The 22,196-nt window shown below is 59.8% G+C and carries 23 protein-coding genes; all 23 read left to right on the top strand.

All coding sequences use genetic code 11. The features are described from left to right. Positions 1-239 precede the first annotated feature (239 nt). The 23 genes from RHSP_RS08700 (at position 240) to RHSP_RS08590 (ending at position 22,070) form a co-directional block, all read left to right on the top strand. Positions 240-1,163 (top strand): flagellin N-terminal helical domain-containing protein, encoded by a 924-nt coding sequence (locus tag RHSP_RS08700; protein WP_004114976.1) that lies wholly within the window; start codon positions 240-242, stop codon positions 1,161-1,163. Between the two features lie 251 nt (positions 1,164-1,414). Further along, entirely contained in the window at positions 1,415-2,392 is a 978-nt protein-coding gene (locus tag RHSP_RS08695; RefSeq protein WP_037150689.1) for a flagellin N-terminal helical domain-containing protein, read from the top strand. A 246-nt stretch (positions 2,393-2,638) separates the two neighbouring features. Next, complete coding sequence (locus RHSP_RS08690) at positions 2,639-3,271, top strand: hypothetical protein (RefSeq protein WP_004114972.1); 633 nt, start codon at positions 2,639-2,641, stop codon at positions 3,269-3,271. After that, positions 3,268-4,710, top strand: a complete 1,443-nt coding sequence (locus RHSP_RS08685; protein WP_004114969.1) for a MotB family protein — start codon at positions 3,268-3,270, stop codon at positions 4,708-4,710. Before RHSP_RS08690 ends, RHSP_RS08685 begins: the two co-directional genes overlap by 4 nt. 3 nt (positions 4,711-4,713) lie before the next feature. Beyond that, positions 4,714-6,018, top strand: coding sequence for a chemotaxis protein MotC (motC, locus tag RHSP_RS08680; RefSeq protein ID WP_004114965.1), 1,305 nt, complete (start codon positions 4,714-4,716; stop codon positions 6,016-6,018). Between the two features lie 2 nt (positions 6,019-6,020). After that, positions 6,021-7,616 (top strand): flagellar hook-length control protein FliK, encoded by a 1,596-nt coding sequence (locus tag RHSP_RS08675; protein WP_004114962.1) that lies wholly within the window; start codon positions 6,021-6,023, stop codon positions 7,614-7,616. Further along, entirely contained in the window at positions 7,564-8,151 is a 588-nt protein-coding gene (locus tag RHSP_RS08670; protein WP_081615298.1) for a lytic transglycosylase domain-containing protein, read from the top strand. Before RHSP_RS08675 ends, RHSP_RS08670 begins: the two co-directional genes overlap by 53 nt. Before the next feature lie 280 nt (positions 8,152-8,431). Next, complete coding sequence (rem, locus tag RHSP_RS08665; RefSeq protein ID WP_004114956.1) at positions 8,432-9,103, top strand: transcriptional activator Rem; 672 nt, start codon at positions 8,432-8,434, stop codon at positions 9,101-9,103. 290 nt (positions 9,104-9,393) lie between these two features. Then, on the top strand, positions 9,394-9,642 hold the full coding sequence (locus RHSP_RS08660; protein ID WP_004114953.1) for a hypothetical protein: 249 nt from the start codon (positions 9,394-9,396) through the stop codon (positions 9,640-9,642). Between the two features lie 24 nt (positions 9,643-9,666). Continuing rightward, positions 9,667-11,181 carry a flagellar hook-associated protein FlgK gene (flgK, locus tag RHSP_RS08655; RefSeq protein WP_004114932.1) on the top strand — a complete coding sequence of 505 codons (1,515 nt, stop codon included), beginning with the start codon at positions 9,667-9,669 and terminating at the stop codon, positions 11,179-11,181. Positions 11,182-11,184: 3 nt separating this feature from the next. Beyond that, positions 11,185-12,228: a flagellar hook-associated family protein gene (locus RHSP_RS08650; RefSeq protein ID WP_037150681.1), complete on the top strand. Its 1,044-nt coding sequence runs from the start codon at positions 11,185-11,187 to the stop codon at positions 12,226-12,228. A 37-nt stretch (positions 12,229-12,265) separates the two neighbouring features. Continuing rightward, on the top strand, positions 12,266-12,613 hold the full coding sequence (gene flaF, locus RHSP_RS08645) for a flagellar biosynthesis regulator FlaF (RefSeq protein WP_004114928.1): 348 nt from the start codon (positions 12,266-12,268) through the stop codon (positions 12,611-12,613). Further along, positions 12,610-13,062 (top strand): flagellar biosynthesis repressor FlbT, encoded by a 453-nt coding sequence (gene flbT / locus RHSP_RS08640; RefSeq protein ID WP_004114927.1) that lies wholly within the window; start codon positions 12,610-12,612, stop codon positions 13,060-13,062. The genes flaF and flbT overlap by 4 nt, the downstream gene beginning before the upstream one ends. Then, positions 13,050-13,550: a flagellar hook assembly protein FlgD gene (gene flgD, locus RHSP_RS08635; protein WP_004114924.1), complete on the top strand. Its 501-nt coding sequence runs from the start codon at positions 13,050-13,052 to the stop codon at positions 13,548-13,550. Before flbT ends, flgD begins: the two co-directional genes overlap by 13 nt. A gap of 29 nt (positions 13,551-13,579) precedes the next feature. Further along, on the top strand, positions 13,580-13,846 hold the full coding sequence (fliQ, locus tag RHSP_RS08630) for a flagellar biosynthesis protein FliQ (protein WP_004114921.1): 267 nt from the start codon (positions 13,580-13,582) through the stop codon (positions 13,844-13,846). Positions 13,847-13,997: 151 nt separating this feature from the next. After that, entirely contained in the window at positions 13,998-16,085 is a 2,088-nt protein-coding gene (gene flhA / locus RHSP_RS08625; RefSeq protein ID WP_004114919.1) for a flagellar biosynthesis protein FlhA, read from the top strand. Next, the gene (fliR, locus tag RHSP_RS08620; protein ID WP_037150675.1) at positions 16,082-16,834 is read left to right on the top strand and encodes a flagellar biosynthetic protein FliR; all 753 of its coding nucleotides are present in this window, start codon (positions 16,082-16,084) and stop codon (positions 16,832-16,834) included. Before flhA ends, fliR begins: the two co-directional genes overlap by 4 nt. Positions 16,835-16,906: 72 nt before the next feature. Further along, positions 16,907-17,326 (top strand): hypothetical protein, encoded by a 420-nt coding sequence (locus tag RHSP_RS08615; protein WP_004114913.1) that lies wholly within the window; start codon positions 16,907-16,909, stop codon positions 17,324-17,326. A 116-nt stretch (positions 17,327-17,442) separates the two neighbouring features. Then, positions 17,443-18,036 carry a rod-binding protein gene (locus RHSP_RS08610; RefSeq protein WP_004114910.1) on the top strand — a complete coding sequence of 198 codons (594 nt, stop codon included), beginning with the start codon at positions 17,443-17,445 and terminating at the stop codon, positions 18,034-18,036. Positions 18,037-18,049: 13 nt separating this feature from the next. Continuing rightward, positions 18,050-18,418 (top strand): hypothetical protein, encoded by a 369-nt coding sequence (locus RHSP_RS08605; protein ID WP_004114908.1) that lies wholly within the window; start codon positions 18,050-18,052, stop codon positions 18,416-18,418. After that, entirely contained in the window at positions 18,415-18,942 is a 528-nt protein-coding gene (locus tag RHSP_RS08600; RefSeq protein WP_004114905.1) for a hypothetical protein, read from the top strand. The genes RHSP_RS08605 and RHSP_RS08600 overlap by 4 nt, the downstream gene beginning before the upstream one ends. A gap of 269 nt (positions 18,943-19,211) precedes the next feature. Beyond that, positions 19,212-20,048, top strand: coding sequence for a WecB/TagA/CpsF family glycosyltransferase (locus RHSP_RS08595; RefSeq protein ID WP_004114903.1), 837 nt, complete (start codon positions 19,212-19,214; stop codon positions 20,046-20,048). A 99-nt stretch (positions 20,049-20,147) separates the two neighbouring features. Beyond that, on the top strand, positions 20,148-22,070 hold the full coding sequence (locus RHSP_RS08590; RefSeq protein ID WP_004114900.1) for a GumC domain-containing protein: 1,923 nt from the start codon (positions 20,148-20,150) through the stop codon (positions 22,068-22,070). Positions 22,071-22,196 lie beyond the last annotated feature (126 nt).

The raw sequence follows: 22,196 nt of genomic DNA, 5'->3' as shown, positions 1-22,196 counted from the left end.
AATTCCGCACTGTTGAAAACGATGCCGCGGTCGACGCCCGTTAGTCCTTGTCGGGCCTGATTTCGTTAACTTTTGTGGGCGGCATTAACCTTTTATTAACGCTATTGCTGTCAGTTGCAGCTAACGCAACGGTTGGTTAACCACTCCTAAGAGCCGGTTAACAAGCATGAGGCTGATTGCCGTTCCCGGCCCCAGACCGGAATGTCCCTTCCAAATTTCAGCCACAAGGGGCACCCTCAATGACCAGCATCCTTACCAATGTCGCGGCTATGTCCGCTCTCCAGACCCTGCGCTCGATCAATAACAATCTGCAGGATACCCAGAGCCGCGTTTCCTCCGGCTATCGTGTTGCCAAGGCCTCCGACAACGCCGCCTACTGGTCGATCGCGACCTCCATGCGCTCCGACAATAGCGCGCTGTCTGCCGTGTCCGATGCGCTGGGTCTGGGCGCCGCCAAGGTCGATACCGCCTATACGGCGATGAGCACTGCCCTCACCGTCGTCGGGCAGATCAAGGACAAGCTGGTCGCCGCGACCGAAAACAGCGTCTCCAAGGGCGACGTGCAGCAAGAGATCTCGCAGCTTCAGCAGCAATTGGAAAGCATTGCCCAATCGGCGTCCTTCTCCGGTCAGAACTGGATGTATGCCGCAAACGGCGCCTCGGCCTCCGTCGTTTCGTCCTTCGTTCGCAACAACAACGGCACGGTTTCCGTCAACAGCACCAGCTACAGTTTCGATACCGGCTCACACGGCAACGTCATGTTCGGCGCAAAGCCCAGCGGCGCGCTCGATACCAGTTCGGGTATTCTCGGCAGCAAGCAGACGATCGGCAGCAACTCCTATTCCGTCTTCAGCCTCGACATCACGGGCATGACCAACGGCGATATCGGCAAGGCGATGAATCTCGTCCAGGGCGCGCTCAACGCCATGACGAGCACGTCCTCTCAGCTGGGCTCGCTCTCGACCCGCATCGACCTGCAGACCAACTTCGTCTCCACGCTGCGCGACACGATCGATTCGGGTGTCGGCAAGCTCGTCGACGCGAATATGGAACAGGAATCGAGCAGGTTGTCGGCACTGCAGACGCAGCAGCAGCTGGCGATCCAATCGCTGCAGATCGCCAACACCAGCGCGCAGAACGTGCTGTCGCTCTTCAAAGCTTGATTGGAGCTTGCGCTAAGATAGCGCGGCGGTATTTCTCTCTTGTCGTCGCGCCTAGGCTTTTGTTAACCTTATCGACAACTGATTTGCAGTTTTTGCTCAGGAGCGGGCTTTCGACTTTCCTCAAAGCGAAGCCGGCATCCTGTTTTAGCGACGGGCCGCGCTGGGACATTTCCCGCTGGCGGGCATGAGGCCAATCGTTGCTGCCGGATTTGCCCGGTTTGCCAATCCCAATGGAACTACGGATTTTTTAGATGAGCAATGTGACGGCGAATGCGGCCACGTCTGCGGCGTTGATCGTGCTGCGTGGAGTCAACAAAGATCTCGGTGTCGTGCAACAGCAGGTCTCATCCGGCTTCCGCGTCCAGAATGCGAGTGACAGTCCTACCTACTGGTCGATGGCGAACACCATGCGCTCGGACCAGAGCAGCCTTTCCACCATCAACGATGCGCTTGGCCTCGGCTCCTCGAAAGTCGATACCGCATCGACTGCCATGGATACGGTCGTCAGCCTGCTGACCAAGATCCAGTCCAAGCTGGTTTCGGCAAGTGAAGCCGGCACGAACAAGGATGCCGTCAACTCCGATATCCAGCAGCTCAAGGACCAGTTGCAAGCGGTTACGCAATCGGCAGACTTCTCCAGCGAAAACTGGCTCTACAACACCGGCGAGCATCCCAGCACGCAACAGTCGGTGATCAGCAATTTCACCCGCGGCACGGGCGGCCAGATAAGCCTCACGACGATCGGCTACGATAGCTCCCAGACCCTGATGATCGATAGCTTCGATCCCAGCCGGGGATTGCTGACGAAAAATGTCGATGCAAGCACGCTTGACGCATCGGGCGGCAGCGCGACACCTCGCAACTACTATCTTCTGGCTGCCGATGCCGGCACGCCGCCGGCAGGCGGCACGGAAATCGCTATCTCGAGCAGCACGACGGATGCGCAGCTGACGGACATGCTCAATGTCACGAGTTCGCTTCTGAAATCGGCAACCTCGGCGGCTTCGACGCTGGGCGTTATGAAGTCTAACATCGACGACCAGTCGAACTATATTTCCAAGCTCAGCGACACCATCAAGAGCAGTGTCGGCGATCTCGTCGATACGAATATGGAAGAAGCGTCCGTGCGGCAGTCCGCGCTGCAGACGGCGCAACAGATGGGCGTTCAGGCATTGTCGATCGCCAACAGCATGGCGAGCAAGGTGTTGATTATCCTTCAGTCGAAATGATGTCGGGCGGCATCGCCGATCCGGGTATGCCGCTCCGCATTCATCTTCGCACAAGTTTGACTGCCTACGGTCCAGCGCAGTGGCATGGCTGCGCCGTTTGCCGGAGATAGTCGTCATCTCCGCTAAACGCTGCCAGAGGACGGAAACCGGAAGCGTGATGATCGACGTTTTGAGAATGGGAAATGATCGGCCCTCTTGTGGCATCCATCGACAGCGTCCTACCGACGCGAACGAGGAGATGCGCGCTTGAGCTTGACCCTATCCCGATATCTCAAGGATTTCAGCGCCGAACAGGCGCCTCCCGTCGATTTCCAGGACATGGTCTTTGCGGAGCCGGCGGAATTCCCTGAACCCGCTTTGGAGCCGCCGGTCGATGTCGAGGCCGAGCGCCGCGCCGCCTATGCGGAAGGGCATGACGCGGCGACGCAGGAATTGACCCGGAAGCATCAGGCCGAGCTCGATGCGATGGCCGCTTCCTTCCGCACCGAAATGGATGATCTTCGGGTGCGCTTCGAGGAGCAGGCGGCGCAGAAGATTGCTGCGGACATGACCCGCATCGCAACGATGCTCGGCCAGGCAATCAGCGCGGAAGCTGCCGCAGTCCTTGCGCCGGTCATGACCGAAACGCTGACGACGAAGGCCGTCGCCGATCTCGCCGAGCTAGTCAGGACGGCAATTCTGGACGGCAGCGCCGGCCCCGTCGCGGTCAGCGGCCCGCGCCATCTCTTCGAGGCCCTTCAGACCCATCTTGGCGAAGAAGCCGCTCTCCTGCGCCTCGTCGAGGCTGAGGATGTCGATCTCACCGTCACGATCGGTGAGAGCGTTCTTGTGACCCGCATGTCTGCCTGGGCCGCCGGCCTGAAAGAGATTCTGAAATGAGCGACGGCGATCAAAATCAAGCAAAGCACGAGATCATCATCGTCAAGCGCCATGGCGGCGGCGATCACGAAGGTGGTCATGGCGGCGCGTGGAAGATCGCCTATGCCGACTTCATGACGGCTATGATGGCCTTCTTTCTCGTCATGTGGCTGGTCAATGCCGCCAATGAGGAGACGAAGGCATCGGTCGCCTCCTATTTCAATCCGATCAAGCTCGCCGACGAGAAGCCGACGGAAAAGGGGCTCAAGAAGCCTGTCGATCAGGCGCAGGGCGAAAAGAACCAGCAGAAGTCGGACAAGCCGCAAGACAGGCCCAACGACGGCAAATCGGCCAAGACCGGCGAGGATCTGACGTCGACATCGGGCGATCAGACGAATTATTCCGAAGCGGATTTCTTCGAGAATCCCTATTCGGTTCTGGCTGAAATCGCGCAGGAAGTCGGCCAGCAGGCCAATGTCAGCGCCAAGGGCGAGGGCGGTGCCGCGCAGTCTGGCCCGGCCACGGGCGCCGACGGCGGTCAGGCCTATCGCGATCCCTTCGATCCGGATTTCTGGACCAAGCAGGTTCACGTTTCCAGCGCGTCGAAAATGGCGAATGAGGAACAGTCCGCAAAGTCGGATCAGTCTCCCAAGGGCGAGGTCATCGCCCTGTCCAAGGCGACGGCGGCCGATAGCGGCCAGCCGGCGACGCAGCCGCAGACCCCGGAACAGCAGCCGACCGTGAGTGAACAACAGGCCACCGGGCAGCAGGCCGTCGGCAAGCAACAAGGCAAGCAGGCACAGCAGCAGGTCGCGAACGCAACGGAACAGGGCGCTGCCTCGAGCTTCCAGGATAGTGCCGCGGCTTCCCAGACCAAGGACACCCCGCCGACGAAAGCCCAGCAGCAGGAAGCCAAGGAGCTGCAGCAGGAAATACAGTCGCAGATCGGCGGCATTGCGGGCCAGCTGGCGGAGGGCCTTCAGGTGACGTCTGCCGAGGGCGGTTTGCTGGTGACGATTTCCGACCAGAGCAACGATCCGATGTTCAACATCGGCTCTGCCGTGCCGCGCCGGGAAATGGTGCTGGCGATGGAAAAGATCGGCAAGGTGCTGGCGGAGCGCAAGGGAGCGATCCTGGTCCGCGGCCACACCGACGGACGCCCCTATATGGTCAGCGGCCGCAATGACAACTGGCGTCTGTCGCTCGATCGAGCCCAGAGTGCCTATTACATGCTGACCAGCGGCGGCCTCGATGAAAAGCGGATCGCGCAGGTCTCCGGATTTGCGGACCGGCGGCTGAAACTGCCCGACGATCCCTTCAACGACGCCAATCGCCGCATCGAGATTCTGATCGTCAGCCCGTCGAGCCAGGCTGCGAAGGATCCCGTCAAGCCCGCTGCCCAGAGCCCCGTCAAGCCGGCCACGGACAAGGGCAAGTCCGGCCAAGGCAAGCAGGGATAGGCCATGGCGCGCAAACAGCATCGTCACCGCCTTGCGCTTGCGCTGACCCTCGGCATCCTCGTGCCGGGTGGCGCTCGCGCGGAGGGGCAGGACAACCTGCCGCTCTACAAGATGCTGCGCTCGCTTGAATTCGTGCAGGATTCCGTCGTTGCGGGCGATAGCTCGGCTGGAGAGATGCAACGCTTCCTGCTGGCGACCGTCGATGCCCGTCTGCGCAATGCGGATAAAGCCATCTTTGAAGATACCCGCAATGTCGATGCCGCGCTGACTTATGCAATGAGCGGCGGCAATCCGGAAACGCTCGAATATTTGATGTCGCGCGACGTCAACGGCAATTTCGACAATCGGGTTGCAGATGTTCTGAGGAAATATCTGAACGGTAAGGGGCTGCTGGTCGTCAACACGCTTGCGGACATTGCCAGGGAATATCGCGACAAGCCGATCGGCCCTTACCTTTCGCTGGTCGCCGGCAACGTCATGTCGGGCAAGAATGTCATGGCGGCGTTGAAGCTTTATGATTGGGCTCGCTTGATGGCGCCCGGCACGATCGTCGAGGAATCCGCGCTGCGACGCTCGCTGGCGCTAAGCACCGATGCAGGGCTGGTGCCGATGGGGCTCGATTATGCGCGGCGCTATACGAGACGTTTCCTGCATTCCCCCTATGCCAGCCAGTTCGCCGACCTCTTCGTTCAGCTGGCGGTGGATCACGATTCCGATGTCAAGCAGCAGGACATCGTCGACATTCTGTCCTTTATGGATCCACCCAGGCAGCGGGAGATCTATCTGCGCATGGCGCGCCGCGCGGCGATCGCCGGAAAGTCCGATCTAGCCGCACTGGCGGCCGGCCGCGCCCAGGCCATATCGAATGACGGCGGCGATGCCTTCGGCGCTTTGGCGGGCTTCTATGGCGGCGTTGCCGGCATATCGACGCCAGATCTGCAAGCGGCGATCAGCAACCTCAATCAGATGCCGGCCGGAGAGCTGAACGCGCGGGATCGTGCTTTGCGCGATGCGGCCAAGGCCGTGGCGGAGGAGATTCTGCGTGCGCCGGATCCGGCAAGCCTCGGGCAAGGCAATGTTCCTAACCTGCCCAATCAACAGAATACTGAACACGATGCTGCTGTGACGAATCAAGAGGGAGGCCAGTCTCCCACCACGGCGGGTGTTGAGCAGGGAGCTGCGGCAAAGGCAGCTCCCGCCCCGGAGGGAGGGAGGCAGGAGGCCGACTCTTCGTTCAACGCATTCGTCACGACGAACCGCTCGAAGCTGAATGCCATCGACGGTCTGTTGAAGCAGGGAAGTCATTGATCATGAACGACATCGGTGTATCCGGCGCCTCTTCCGGGGCGGATATTCTTGCTGCCGCCAAGGGCGCACGTTCTTCAAAGCAGGACGACGACGGCAAGGGCTTTCTCGAGGCATTGACCGGCTCCCGCGGCAATGGGCGCAGATCGTCCGGCACGAATGCTGGCGCTGGCAAGGCTGGGAATGCAGGTACGGCCGACAGCAGCAACACCGACAAGGACGCAGCGGCACCGAAATCGGCCGAAAGTTCCGTGGCGAATGGTCTTGCCATCGACGAAAGCGCCAACGCCGGAGCCGGAATGATCGATACAACTGCAGCCAATCTTGCAGGTCTCGCCGGTCTGCCGAAGGGGGCGAAATCTCCGGAGGGGACCGATGCCCTGTCGCTGGCGAAATCATTGATAGAGCTTCAGAAGGCCGCCTCGGGCCCGGCTTCGGCGGACGCCGATGCTGCGGCGGCCGATCCGGCGGCGACCATGGCTGATACCGGCAAGATGCCAGCGCAGATCCGCGCGGCCGCTCAGCTTGCCGGGATCGTACAGCAATTGACGGAAGCGGCAGCGCCAGGCGGCAAGCCCGTGCCGACTGACGGCAACGGCAAGACCCCGGTGAAGGGTGACAAGGACGCAGCCACCCCCGCTGAAGACGGTAAGGCCGCGCCAACGCAAGGTGGCCAGGCTGCCCCCACTATCTCCGATGCCCTGTCGCTCCTGAATATTCCTCAAGTCGCCGTGGCGACGCAGGGCACACCAGCAACGGCAGCCGGGCAGGTCCCTCGCGATGCGAAGATCCAGGGCGTAGCGCTTGCCAATGCCAATCTGAAGGATGACGCGACCGGCACTATGCCGGCGCCGCAGGAAGATGGCAAAGTAACGGATACGGCGCAGACCTTCCGTCTGACCCGTGCAGACGGTCGAGGCGGCGCGCTCGATTTGTCGATCGCCAAGCGCAGTGACGATGCGGCCGATGTCACCGTGGGCGTTGGCGCAGGCGGCGACGCACAGGCCGTAACCGTCCTCGATTCCCGCCGCTATCTTGGGCTTGCCGCCAATTCCAATTCGGCGCTGGTCGCCGGTTCGCTGGCGGGCGACCGCGAGTGGTCGGCCGCCATGCAGCCGGGCTCGGCGCTTTCCAATGCCGCGAATCTGACCAGTACCGGCAAGGTCGTCAACACGCTGAAGATCCAGCTCCGTCCCGATAATCTCGGTGACGTCACCGCCACCATGCGGCTCTCCGGCGATCAGCTGAGCGTCGATCTGAAGGTACAGACCGGCGAGGCCTACAGGCAGCTGCATGCGGATCAGAGCCGCATGGTCGACGCGCTGCGGGCCCAAGGCTATCAGGTCGACCACATCACCGTCTCACTGGCTTCCAATGCCGATCAGCAGTCGGACAGCGGGCGGCAGTCCGGGTCGAACCAGTCGCAGCAGCAATCCCTGCCGAATCAGGGGCAGGGCGGGAGTGCAAATCCGCGAGGCCAGAACTATTCGGGACAGCAGTCAGGTGGAAACAATGGCAATCGCAGTTCGGGTGAGCGCGGCGTGGAAGATGGCGCTGCTGGCGGCGCTCAGCGTCCTCGCTCTGGCGCCGTCTACCTCTGAGGCCTATGCCTCGGGGAACCCGGCACCGCCTGACAATGGTGCCGCCGGCCTCTGCGAGCGTGAGATCCAGTCGGCCGCGGCGAAATACGGAATACCGGAGGGAATTCTCTATTCGGTCGGATTGACGGAGACGGGCCGTAAGGGATCGCTCTATCCTTATGCGCTCAATGTCGAAGGACGACCAATCTTCCCGCCGTCCGAGAATGCCGCTTTGCAGGTTTTTGCTGCTGCACGGCAGAACGGCGCCAAGCTTATAGACGTCGGCTGCATGCAGATAAACCAGTATTTCCACGGTGAGAATTTTACGTCCGTGGAGGCGATGTTCGATCCGCGAAGCAACGTCGAATATGCCGCCAAGTTTCTCCGCAATCTCCATGACAGGCATGAAACCTGGACCATGGCGGTAGCTAGATACCACGCTGGACCAAACAACGACCCCGCCCAGAAGGTCTATGTTTGCCGCGTGATCGCCAATCTGGTTGCCACCGGCTATGGCAAGTGGACGCCCAACGCGGCCACATTCTGTCGGAACTGAACAGCCTCTAGGTTGCATTGACCGCCTGGTTAGCTGGCGCTAACCGATGCGACGCAGTTGACTGCCGCCAGTTTGCCCAAAATGCGGATGTTAATGATGAGCTAACTAACAGCTTTTTTATCGGTGTGAAATGAAGATGACCTACTAGATGTAGTGCAAATCGCACCCATATGGTTAATCAATTATTAATTTCTGCCACTCATTTCCGACAGTTGTTCGTGATTCGCCCGATTCGTACCCATAGGCCATCGAAACACCACACTGATTCGGAGGCGGACGAATGATCGTAGTGGTTGATGAGCGAGAGCTCGTTAAGGACGGATACACATCACTCTTTGGACGCGAGGGCATCCCGTCCACGGGATTTGACCCACGCGAATTCGGCGAATGGGTCTCGACGGCTGCAGAGGGCGATATTGCTGCTGTTGAAGCGTTTTTGATCGGTCAGGGGCAGCATGTTCACGAGCTCCCCAGAGCGATTCGCGACCGGACGGCGGCACCCGTCATCGCAGTCAGCGATCAACCTTCACTGGAATCGACGCTTGCACTCTTCGATTGCGGCGTGGACGATGTCGTGCGCAAGCCGGTACATCCCCGCGAGATCCTGGCACGGGCCGCGGCGATCCGCCGGCGGCTCAAGGCCATTAGCAACTATACCGATATCGGACCGATTCGTGTCTTTGCCGACGGGCGCGATCCGGAGATCAACGGCGAGATTTTTGCGCTGCCGCGACGGGAGCGCCGTATCCTGGAATATTTGATCGCCAACCGTGGTCGCCGGGTGACGAAGACGCAGATCTTCAATGCCATCTACGGCATTTTCGACGAGGAAGTCGAAGAAAACGTGGTCGAAAGCCATATTTCCAAGCTTCGCAAGAAGCTGCGTAAGAAACTCGGTTTCGATCCCGTCGATTCCAAGCGCTTCCTCGGTTACTGCATCGATTGGGACTGAACCTTCCAATCGGCTGCCAGCTTACGGAATTCGATTGCAAGCCCGGGAATCCGACGATTCCCGGGCTTCTTATTTTGCGAACTGCGCCGCCCTTGCCTGTACCTAATGGTGCGCCGTTTCTTACCATTTTCCATTTCCTGAGTGTTGAATGAGGGTCTCAAGCGGTGCTCGGTGCGGCGATTTCACGATGATCGGTTTTTTGTCCTCTCAGACAGCTTCACGCAAGGCCCGCCACCTACTCTCAGTCACATGAAGGATAACGAGGATTCCAGATGAGGAATTTCGGCAGCATGAGGACTGTGATTGCGGAAGGGGACGCGCAGACGATTCGTGCACGCGCCATTTCCGGCATCACCGTGCATGTGGAGCCGGCTCATCGTGCAAGCCACGCATTCCGGAACGCTTGCAGACGATCGCCTCGGCTCCGATCCGGTGCTTTGGCGGGCGACGCAAACGACAATCCGTTCAACTCCGCCGGCCTCATTCTGATGGGCTATCCTGACACATCCGGCGCGCCATCGGCCGATCTGCGGCGCTAAAACGAATAGGGTATCGAGTCAGTCATGTCGCTCACAACAGCTCTCAACAACGCGCAGGCAATATTCAACAATACCGGCACGCAAAGCAGTGTCGTGTCGAACAATATCGCCAATACGAATAATTCGGATTATTCGCGTCGACAGGCGATATTGACGACCAACATGTCCGGCGCGCAGGTCGTGAAGATCGCCCGCAGCGAAGAGCCGGCATTGCAGACGGCATTTCTTGCCAATTCGTCGTCGGATTCGGCGCAGCAGCTGCTTCTGAAGGCTTACAGCAATCTTCAGTCTGCAACGATCGGTGGCAATAGCAACGAGATTGCGCCCTCGACCTATCTGACCGCGTTCCAGACGGCGATGCAGACCTATTCGGGATCTCCATCCAGCACCACGGCCGCGAAAGCCGCCATCAATGCCGCTCAAAGCCTGGTCACGTCGCTGAACAATGCCACGACTGCGGTGCAGAATGCGCGCTCGGACGCGGACAAGCAGATCAGCTCTGACGTCGATACGCTGAATGGCCTGCTAAAGCAGTTCAAAGAGGCAAACGACGCGGTGAAATCGGCGACGACGACTGCCGGACCGACGTCGAGTGCTACCGCCGATGCGCTCGACCAGCGCGACTCGATCTTGAAGCAGATCTCGCAGATCATCGGTGTGACGGCGGTTACACGCGGCAACAGCAACGATATGGCGCTCTACACCTCGAGCGGCACGACCCTGTTCGAAACCATCCCGCGCACGGTGACGTTTCAAGCGACCGGTTCATATACGGCCTCGACATCCGGAAATAGCGTCTACGTCGACGGTGTCGCGCTGACTGCCGGTCAGAGCGCGGCGACGACGGCGCAGGGCAGCCTTCAGGCGGCGCTTCAGGTTCGCGACGATGTCGCGCCGACCTATCAGAAGCAGCTCGACGAGATCGCGCGCGGCCTGGTGACGACCTTTGCGGAATCGACGAGCTCAGCCAGCCCACCCGTAACAAAGGCGGCGGGCCTGTTCACCTATTCGGGTGCGACCACATGGACCAGCGGCACCGGATTGAGCAATCCGACGATCGTAACTGGCCTGGCAGGCTCCATCACGCTTAGCGCGGCTGCAGTGGCAAATCCGACGCTGCTGCGCGATGGCGGCATCAACGGTGCCGCCTACATCACCAACCCAAGCTACGATCCGGCGAACCCGACCAAGCCGCTGGACGCCGGCTATTCGACGCAGCTCGATGGCTTCATCACCGCGATGAATACCAAGATGAGCTTTGATAGCCAAGCCGGCTCTGATACAAATGCAACCCTCATGAGCTACTCGGCGAGCTCCGTAGGCTGGCTCGAAGGCCAGCGCAGCACGGCAACGACGGCGGCGGAAAATACCTCCGCAGCTCTGTCGCGCTCCTCGGGCGCCTATTCGAATGCAACCGGCGTCAGCCTCGACGAAGAGCTGAAGCTGATGATGGATATCGAACAGTCCTACAAGGCTGGAACCAAGATATTGAATGCAGTCAATGCGATGCTTCAATCGGTATTGGATATTGCGAGCTAAGCCATGAAACTTTCTTTCATTTCGAGCCAAGCCATTCAGAATGCCATGCGCCAGACGATCCGTCAGGCGCGCAACGAAATGACCGATGCATCGACGGAAGCGACGACCGGCGTCTATGCCGACATCGGCGTCGCGCTGGGCAGCAACACCTCCCTCAGCGTCAATCTTGGGAGAGAAGTGTCGCGCATCGATTCCATTCTGGGCAGCAACTCGATTGCGAACCAGCGGATGACCTCGTCGCAGACGGCTCTGACCGGCATGGGCTCACAGGCACAGAAGCTCATGGACCAGTTGGTGGCGTTGCGCGGCAACACCGACAGCAACAGCATCGCGCTGAGCCGGCAGCTCGCTACATCGACTTTGTCGAGCGTCATCGCCTCGGCCAACGTCATGGTCAACGGCGAATATCTTTTCGCCGGCACCAACACCGACGTTCAGCCGATGACCGACAATTCGTCTACGACAAACGCGGCGATCCAAACTGCGTTGGGGACGTACGCCACGAGTAAGGGCGTGACCATCGACAAACTCACCGGTGCCCAGATCAAGGATTTCATCACCACGCAGGTCGAGCCGATGTTCACGACCGATGCCAGCTGGGCGAGCTGGTCGAGCGCATCGGACCAGAACATGACGAGCCGGATCAGCAATACCGATGTCGTCGAAACCTCGACCAATTCGAATTCGACCGGCATGCGCTATCTGGCGCTCGCCACCAGCGTTACCAACGCCTTGATGAGCACGACGCCGGCTCTGAGCCAGGATGCCATGAGCGCGGTCACCGACCAGGCCATCAGCTACTCGCGCCAGGCAATCGACGGACTGAACAACCAGGCAAGCCAGCTCGGCCTTTCGCAAGCGCGCCTGTCTGACGCGAATACGGCGCTGAACGCGCAGAAGACCATTCTCAATACCAACATAGGTGACTTGACGGGGGTGGATCCTTACGAGGCTTCCACCAAGGTCAATAACCTTCAGACCCAACTTGAGACCGCCTACACCATCGTCTCCAAGATCCAGCAGTTAAGTCTTGTAAATTACCTTTGATGATCAAAGGGAAGGAATGACCAGGAAGGATGCATGAATGTATCAGTTCTCATATGCGGAAGTCATGCAGGATGCAGTGGCCGACGCCAAGGAGCGAGAACGACAAGTTCTGGACCGGTCGATAAATCTTCTTTCTGCGGCCCGTGATGCGGAGAAATACGGCCGCGAGACGATTGAAGCACTCTATTATACGCGGCGCGTATGGGTGAGCTTCGTCGAGGACCTCAAAAGTCCGGAGAACCAGCTCAATGTCGAACTGCGTGCCAACCTAATCTCGATCGGCATCTGGATTCTGAAGGAGTGCGATCGGATCCAGCGGCGCCAGTCGGTAAATTATCAAGGCATCATAGATGTCACCACCATCATCAGGGATGGACTTAAATGAAAAGTACGCTTCGTATATCGCTCAAAGCCGGGGAAAAGATCTTTATCAACGGGGCCGTCCTGCGCGTCGATCGCAAGGTTGCTCTGGAATTCCTGAATGATGTGACATTCCTGCTTGAGAACCACGTGCTCCAGCCCGAGGATGCGACGACTCCGCTGCGCCAGCTTTATTTCATCGCGCAGATGATCCTCATCAATCCCGAGGGCAAAGATCAGTCGACGGCGATGTTCCGCAAGTCGATCGTCATGCTGCTGTCCTGCTTCCACAATGAGGAAGTGCTGGCCGAGCTCAAACGCATCGATGGCCTCGTTGCCACCGGCCGCGCCTTCGACGCACTGAAGGCGATCCGCGGGCTCTATCCGGTCGAGGACAATATTCTGAACAATCAGGAAATGCCGGCGGCCACGATCGAGCATATCCGCCGGGAGATCGCTCCATGGCAGCGGTAAACGCCGTTACCGGCGCGAACGGCAGCTCTTCGAGCAACTCCTCGAACACAGCTGCAACTGCCGCCACAAGCGCTACCCTGAACTATAATAACTTCCTGCAGCTCCTCATCGCACAGATGAAGAACCAGGATCCGACGAGCCCGATGGACGCCAGCCAGCAGATTTCTCAGCTGGCGAGCTTCTCCCAGGTCGAACAGCAGATCCAGACGAATTCGCATCTGCAAACGGTGTTGCAGAACCAGTGGATATCGCAGGCGTCCGATTATATCGGCAAGCAGATCATGAGTGCCGACGGCAAGACCACGGGTACGATCAAGGAAGTAACCGTCTATACGGACGGTGTCATTGCCCAGACCAATGCCGGTGACAAGATCCTGATCCAGGCCGGCGTGACGATCGCTCCTGCGGGCACGACCATTGATACGCCGGCCGCTTCGACGGATACTAGCGGCAGTGATTCGTCGAATACTGGTTCGACCGGCAGCTAATGAGTAGCTGCTGAACAAGGGATGTAGCCATGAACGAAGCCGATGCGTTGGATATCTTCCAGGCGGCGATCTGGACGGTGCTCGTGGCTTCCGGTCCGGCGGTTCTCGCCGCCATGGTCGTTGGCCTGGTGATTGCCTTGATCCAGGCGTTGACCCAGGTACAGGAAGCGACATTGACCTTCGTGCCGAAGATCGTTGCCGTCATGGTGACGATCGGCGTCACGGCCCCTTTCGTCGGCTCGCAGATTTCGATCTTCACCAATCTCGTCTTCTCGCGAATTCAGTCCGGGTTCTAAACATTTGGTCCGGTAGCCGAAACGGCTTTCGGATCATGCGCCTTGCCCGCATAAGCCATTCTCGCGCAAGCTTCGCCTTCTAAAGATCGGTTCGAATAGGGCAGGCGGGTCAGCCGTTTGCCTCCTCTCATGAAGAGACGGAAACCGGTCGATGGCACAACCACCCGCACTAGCACTCCCAAAAGCCAATCCTAGCATCCGTGATATCGGGTTCGCCCTCGGCATCATGGTCATCCTGTGCGTGCTGTTTCTGCCGATCCCGGCGTTTCTGATCGACCTCGGGCTTGCCTTTTCGATCGCGCTTTCGGTGCTGATCCTCATGGTCGCCTTGTGGATCAAGAAGCCGCTGGAATTCTCGTCCTTTCCAACGATCCTGCTGATCGCCACGATGACGCGTCTGGCGCTGAATATCGCGACGACGCGCGTCATCCTCTCGCACGGTTATGAGGGGCACAATGCTGCCGGTGGCGTCATCGCCGGCTTTGCCAGCCTGGTGATGTCCGGCGATTTCGTCATCGGTCTGATCGTCTTCATGATCCTCATTACCATCAACTTCATCGTCATTACCAAGGGTGCGACGCGTATCGCCGAAGTCGGCGCCCGTTTCACCCTGGATGCCATCCCCGGCAAGCAGATGGCGATCGACGCCGATCTGTCGGCTGGCCTGATCGATGAGAAGGAAGCGCAGCGCCGCCGCCGCGAGCTCGAAGAGGAAAGCTCCTTCTTCGGCGCGATGGACGGTGCTTCGAAATTCGTGCGTGGCGATGCCGTCGCTGGCCTCTTGATCACCTGCATCAATATTTTCGGCGGCATTATCATCGGTTATTTCCGTCACGGCATGCCGATCGGTCAGGCAGCGGATGTCTTCGTCAAGCTCTCCGTCGGCGATGGTCTGGTTTCGCAGATGCCGGCGCTTGTCGTGTCTCTCGCTGCCGGCCTCCTCGTTTCGCGCGGCGGTACGGCCGGCTCCACCGACCAGGCTGTCATCAATCAGCTGAGCGGCTATCCGCGCGCGCTTGCCGTCTCGGCCGTCCTGATGGGCATTCTCGCCGTGATGCCCGGCATGCCTTTCCTGCCTTTCGTGTTCCTTGGCGGCCTGCTGGCTTCCGGCGCTTGGTTCATTCCGCGCCAGATCGAAGCCGAAAACAAGCTTCGCCGTGATGCCGAGGAGCAGAAGGTGATGCAGACGAAGGAGATGGAGAAGGATTCGGTCAAGTCCGTTCTGAAAACGGCCGAGATCGAGCTGGCTCTCGGCAAGATCGTCTCCACGCGCCTGCTCGGCGCCCACCAGGAGCTGGCCTTCCGTGTCGGCAAGATGCGCAAGAAGTTCGCGACGCAGTATGGTTTCGTCGTGCCGGAGATCAAGGTGGTCGACGACATGGCGATTGCCGACAAATCCTATCAGATCCGCATCCACGGCACGACGATCGCCTCCAATATGCTGCGCGTCGGCGAAGTGCTTGTCGTCACCGGCTCCGGCCGCAAGCCGACCGTTCCGGGCGACGAGATTCGCGAACCCGCTTTCGGCATGCCTGCCGTTTCCGTGCTTGAAGCGTTCACCGAGGACCTGAAGCGCGAGGGCTTCCAGCCGATCGACAACGTCTCCGTCGTGCTCACCCATATGAGCGAGGTCATCCGCAACAACCTGCCGGCGCTCCTCTCCTATAAGGACGTGAAGATCCTGATCGAGCGGCTCGATCCGGAGTATAAGAAGCTCGCAGACGAAATCTGCTCGTCGCATATGTCCTATTCGGGCCTGCAGGCCGTGCTCAAGCTCCTGCTTGCCGAGCGCGTCTCCATCCGCAACCTGCATCTCATTCTTGAAGCAGTAGCCGAACTTGCGCCGCATGTGCGCAAGACCGAGCAGATCGTCGAGCATGTGCGCGTGCGCATGGCCCAGCAGCTCTGCGGCGATCTGGCCGACAATGGCGTGCTGCGCGTCCTGCGGCTCGGCAGCAAATGGGACCTGGTCTTCCATCAGGCGCTGAAGCGCGACCAGAAGGGTGAAATCGTCGAATTCGACATCGACCCGCGCAGCCTCGAAGAGTTCAGCGAGCAGGCAGGCAAAGTTATCCGTGAATACATGGACAGAGGCATGCCCTTCGTTCTTGTCACGTCGCCGGAAACGCGCTCCTATGTGCGCATGATCATCGAACGCCTGTTCGCGACGCTTCCGGTTCTGTCGCATGTGGAGTTGGCCAAGGGGATCGAAATCAAGATTCTAGGTTCGATTTCATGATAACAGACCCCCAGGGGACCATTCTGGCGATGTTCGTCGCCTTCTGCCGCATCGGCGGCTGCATAATGGTGCTCCCGGGGTTCTCGTCGGGCCGCGTGCCGGTGCAGATAAGGCTGCTTCTCGCCGCGGCATTGTCGATGGCCGTTCTGCCGCTGCTCTGGAACACGATCTACCCGGCGGTGGCAAATAGCGGCGCAAGCTATATCGTCCTGATCTTCACGGAGACGATCATCGGCCTGATGTACGGCATGATGGCCCGGATCTACACGCTCGGCCTGCAGTTTGCCGGCACGACCATCTCGATGCTGATCGGCTTCAACGCGCCGGCCGGTGCGGATCTCATTGAAGATTCAAGCGAAACGTCCTTGACCAGCTTCATCAGCTTCTGCGGGCTGATGGTTCTCTTCATGCTGGATTTTCATCATTATGTTCTCCAGGCGCTGGTGGATTCCTATACCGTCATCCCCTTCGGCGGCCATATCGAGCCGCGCGCCGCGCTGATTTCGATCACGGATACGCTGGCAACCACCTTCTTCATCATGCTGCGGCTGTCGAGCCCGTTTCTGCTTTACGGCATGATGTTCCAGATTTCGATCGGCTTCATCAACAAGCTGGCGCCGCAGATTCCGATCTATTTCATCTCCACGCCCTATCTTCTGATGGGCGGCTTGTTCATGCTTTACTGGAGCATCGCGGCGATGATCAATCAATTCTCCAGTGCGTTCCTCACCGTCTTCAACGGGCACTAGCCGATGGGACAGGATAGCGGCAATCACACTTCCGTGGCCGCCTGGGACAGCCGCATGGTGGGCAGGTAGGCTATGGCGGAAAGAAACCGTTCCGAAAAACTGAAGCGTCTCGTCGCGGTGCAGCGTCATCTCGAGCGGATCGCCGAGAACGAGCTTGCGGATACCACTCGCCAGCGCGTGGAAGTGACGGAGTCGATGGAACGGGTCATGGACGCCATCGGCTCGATCGATCCCGTGCATATGGCGTTCTCCATCCATTACGCCGAACGCTACGGCCGCCTGACGCTCAAGGATCAGCAGCTGGAAGGCATCCAGACGATGATTCAGATGAAGGTGCAGCAGGAGCGCACCAAAGCCGAACGGCTGGAAGAACATATGAAGGATGCCCGCGCGCTCGAAGCCCGCGAGGCGGATGACAATGCGGTCTATGACGTCATCGACCAGCGCTTCGCCGGCGCAACGCCAGCCTCCAGCAAGGTTCAAAATTCATAATCGTCGCGATCATAGAGCATCGGCTTGCCCGCTTGCTCTAACCGTTTGATTCGACATGCGCCGCGATCGTTGCATCGCGTTTTTGGGGCGCGTGCGATAGCAGAAGGAGACGTGACGTGGCTATTTCGCCTCCGAGTGATTTGGTCCTCGATGTCGTCAAGGCCGCCAATCCGGCCGATGTCGAGGTTGCTCAGGCCAAGCTCGCCGCCAACAGAGCCGCTTTTGCCGCTACCAGCCTGGCCGAAAACGGCAATGGCTTCGGCGCGACTGTCGATGCGCTGAACAGCGCCGCGACGCAGGCCGGCCTTGGCAATGCCAATACGCATGCCGCCCAGACGAAGGTGCCGCAGGCCTATCGCAAGTTCGAAGCCATGGTGCTGCAGAACTTCGTGAAGAACATGCTGCCCAATAGCGAGACGCTCTACGGCAAGGGTTCGGCCGGCGAGATCTGGAAGGGCATGATGGCCGAGCAGCTGGGCAATACGCTCGCCAAGGACGGCGGCGTCGGCATCGCCGAGAAGATGTACAAGGAACAGGTCGACAAGATGCGCAACAGCGGCGTCGTCAATGCAACGACCGATGAGAACGACAAGAAGATGGCGCTCAGCGCCATTACGGATTTTCAGCGCAAGACGCTTGCGGCAACTGACGCCTCCGACGGCGACAGGAGCATTACCAATCATAATACGCTGACGTCCCAGAAAGCATAAGCGAGGTAGCAACATGGAAGTGATGTCACAGGACTATCGGATCAAATCCGTCCTTGGCCGTCTGGAGATGATTATCGACAACGAGAACAACCGGATCGGCACCGACCCGGAATTCGATCTGAAGGTGTCGAACGCTCATAAGAGCCGCTGCCTTTACGAATTGTCGATGCTGTTTCGTGATACGGACCCGGCGGATCTCGCCGTTGCGCATGTCGAGCAGCTGCATGGGCTGAAGAAGAAGCTGGTGGTGAATGCCCGCCGCGTGGAAGCTCATCTTGAAGCGGTGCGCGCCGTTGCCGACATTCTGAAGAACGCCGCACAGAATGCGGACACCGATGGCACCTATTCGCAGGAGCAATTCCGCGTCCGTGAGGCCGGATGATCAAGCTCGTGCTCACCGGCCTTTGGGTCTGCGCGGTAACATTGGCTTCGGTCTATTTTTCGGTGCAGACGGCGACCGCGCCTGCGATCAACCCTGATGATGCCAAGAAGGCGCAGCAGGAACTGGTCAAGGGCGAATCGATCAATGTCCCCGTTATCGCCAACGGCCAGGTGACCGGCTATTTCCTCACCCGCATCTCCTTCATGATGGAGAAAGGCAAGGCGGCTTCGCTGCAGATACCCTTGCCGGAGCTGACGACCGACGAGCTCTTCTCGCTGCTGATAGGCAACAAGACGATCGATATCGGTCACGCACAGGACTTCGACATTGCGGCCTTTCGCAGCGATCTGAAGAAGCGGATGAATGAGCGGCTCGGCGGCAATTATGTCGCCGAGGTCCTGGTCGAACAGCTCGACTACCTGTCCAAGGAAGAAACCCATGGCGGGGAAAGCATCGGCAAGCGGACGGTCAAGCCGGTGAAGATCGTGCAGGACGCAGCAAAGAGCAAGGTTCCGGCCGAATAGTATCATTTTGGTGCGCCTTGTTGCATCGGCGATCGTTTCGGGCGAGGAGTGACGGCCAGCGAGCGGTTCGCGGCCGCTGGCATGCTTAACGAAAGCTTGCTTCATTCAGGCAATTGCAGTTTTTTATCCTAACCGAAGCTTGGGATTGCTTTGCTATAAACACCTCCTAGCAATGCCTCTATCGTCGCAGAGCCGATGACCGGCATAGGGGCAGGGGCTTGCTTTACCGGCGCCCGTCATGTCGACGACGCCGGCAGGAGGTTGTTGGATTGAACAAGGTTGCTGATTTCTCCGTCGCCGCGTCGCGCCGCACGATCTTCGATCTGCCGGTTTGCGATCTCAATTGGGAAGATGCGCTGACCTTCGTCAACGAACTCGCGTCCCTGCCGGTCGGACAGACCTCGATCTCCTTCGTCAACGCCCACAACATGCTGGTGATGCTGCGCGATGACAGCTATCGCGAGGTGCTGGAGCGCAACCTTGTTCTGCCTGATGGCGTCGGTCTCGATATCGCTTCCCGCGTCGCCCATGGCGAACCCTTTCCCGCCAATCTGAACGGCACGGATTTCGTTCCGGCGCTGTTGACCTTCATGGAGCGGACGAAACGCATCGGCCTGCTGGGCGGCCGTCGCTCCGTCGTCGAAAAGGCGGCGGAAAAGCTGCGGCAGCACGCGCCGTGGCACGAATTCATCGTCATTTCCGATGGCTTCTTCGATCCGGAGAAGAGCCATGCCGTCACCGCGGAAATCAGCCAGCAAAAGATCGATGTGCTGATCGTCGGCATGGGAACCCCCCTGCAGGAAAAATGGGTTGCCGAACATGTCGGACCGCAACATGCGCGGCTGGTCCTGACCGTGGGCGCGCTCTTCGATTTCGTCTCCGGTACGGTGCCGCGTGCGCCGGTATTGGTGCGGGCGATCCGCAGCGAATGGCTGTTTCGCCTCGCCTTGGAGCCGAGCAGGCTGTGGCGGCGCTATATGGTCGGCGTACCGCTTTTCCTCTATCAGGTCATCCGGCATCAGTTCAGCCGCAGGGAGCGGATCGATCGTACTGAGACGCAGCAGGCGAGGCCACGCCTCATGCCGCCAGACAAATTGGCGAGCTGACGCTGCGGGCGAAGGCGTTAACCCTTTCTTTGCTATGAAAGTTTAGAGTGGGTTAACCATTTGCATCGGTCTGTGACCGCGCATGCGAGATGACCCGCCATGTTTGAAAGTAAAACCAGGACCGGATTCTATCCCGACGAGGGGGAAACCTTCGTGGCTTCGCAAAAGCTGGGTGAGCGCGCTTTTGCCGATCGCATGGACGACGACCGTCGGGGTCGCACCAGTCTGCGTGCGGCCAATTCCGACGACCCGCGCGATGCCGAGTTGCGGGCGATTCTGCGCAGAAGGCTGAATGGCGATCCCTATCCGGTATCGGGCGGAAGAGCGCGGCCGCCGGAAGGAGCTCCGCAACCCCAGCCGCTGGCAGAACAGATCGGCAGCATCCTGAGCCATCGTTACGGGGAAAGCGAACCCGCGGCCGGCCGGCCGTCGGAGCCCGTCCCCGACCTGCTGGAATTCGTGCCCGACCTGCTCGAAACCGAGCCGCTGCAGCAGATCTCCGCGCCTGTTCTTCCCGATCCGATGCGCCGGCGTCGCAACTGGTCCCTCAGCATCCGCTCGCTGGGCTTTGTCGTGGCAACCGCGCTGGCAGGAGCGGCCGTTCCGACCGCGCTCGCGCCGCCGCCGCTTTACATGTCGCAGGCATTCCTGCATGCCGAAGGCGAGGGCAGGGTACGTCAGTCCGTGCTGGATATCGCGGCGAAGCGCGCAGTTGCGCCATCAGCGCTTTCAGATGTCGTTGCCAGGTTAAAACTTGATCGCGATCCGGAATTCACCGGCAGCCGTGCGGGCGCCCTCGGGGTCGCCATGGAGCTCCTGTCGGGCAACGGCAATGCCTCGGATGCGCCATCGCGCGCGCAGGCAACACTTCGCAGGAACGTCACCGTCAGCATCGACGATGCCACCGGCCTGTTGCGGCTGACAGTCATGTCGGGCGATCCGGTCAGATCCGCTGATATCGCCAATCGTCTGGCCGTTACGACCGTTTACGATTCCGCCGTCGCGCAGGTGGCGGCAGCGTCGAGCGTCGGCGATACAGCAAGCGGTCGCAGCCGCAAGGAACTCGGTCGCGCCTCGGCCGCGCTCGCCGATTTCAAGGCGCGTTACGGCGAAGACAAGATCGCAGCCGCCGTGGCGACGCAGGACCTGCGCCGGCAGTTGGACAGTGAAATCAAGGCAGCGGATCAGGCGGTACGCAGCGCTCGGGCAAATGCGTCCGCGGCCAAATCGGCGACGCCCGCTTCCCTGTTGAGCGGTGCCTTGCCGGCAGGTCTTGCTCCTGCCGGTTTCGACGATCTGCGCAGCCGCTATAGCGCTGCAAAGGCGCAGCTCGCCCAGCTTTCGACCCAGCTCGGCCCTCGCCATCCGCGCCTGCTTGCACAGCAGGCGACGGTGGATGATCTGACCTCCGGCATCCGCGGCCAGTTGCAGCGGCTCGTCGTCAGCAGCGACGCGGCGCTGAAGGCTGCGCTGGAAAAACAGGAGGCTTTCTCCGCGCGGATGACCGCTCTCAGTCAGAAGAGCATCGATGTCGATATCGTGCGTCTCGGAGAGCTGCAGGATGCAGTCGCCGCAGCGCAAAGCCGCTATGACGCCGATCGGCAGAATGCGGCGCTGGCTCCGTCGGACACCAGGGCGCCGATGACGGTGATTTCACAGGCCGTCGCAGCCGCTGCCCCGATCGACGATCACCTCGCGAGCAATCAGGCTGCCGGCTTCCTGGCAGGCTTCGGCCTGTCGCTCTGCCTGGTTTTCCTGCGGAAATGGCTGGCCGGCGTCACGGAGGCTGAGGATCATGCAATCGTTGAAGCAGCCATATCGAAGCCTGTCTCCCAGCGTGAGGTCGAGCCGGCATATTTGCTGCTGCCAGATGTAGCCCACGAGGCTCCTGCGGAGCAGGTGCTCGAGGCAGAATCCCCGGCGGCCGCCAAGGATGAGTGGCTGCGTATCAGGCAGGAACTTGCAGAACTGCGCTCGAAGGTCCAGACCTATGCCGCGCACAGACATGCCGGTCTCGATTGATCGGCTGCCGTTTCTCCTTGCAATTACCGCTTTCAGACACCATAGGGCGTTGGCAGGCAATTCCGCCGTGCCGATGATTTGTAGATTGGCGTCGAATTCATATCGGGAGACCAGCGTGACGACAGT

Source organism: Rhizobium freirei PRF 81 (assembly GCF_000359745.1).
Taxonomy (GTDB): domain Bacteria; phylum Pseudomonadota; class Alphaproteobacteria; order Rhizobiales; family Rhizobiaceae; genus Rhizobium; species Rhizobium freirei.
Note: the sequence above shows the minus strand (reverse complement) of the source record. Positions and strands in the feature narration are given on the sequence as shown.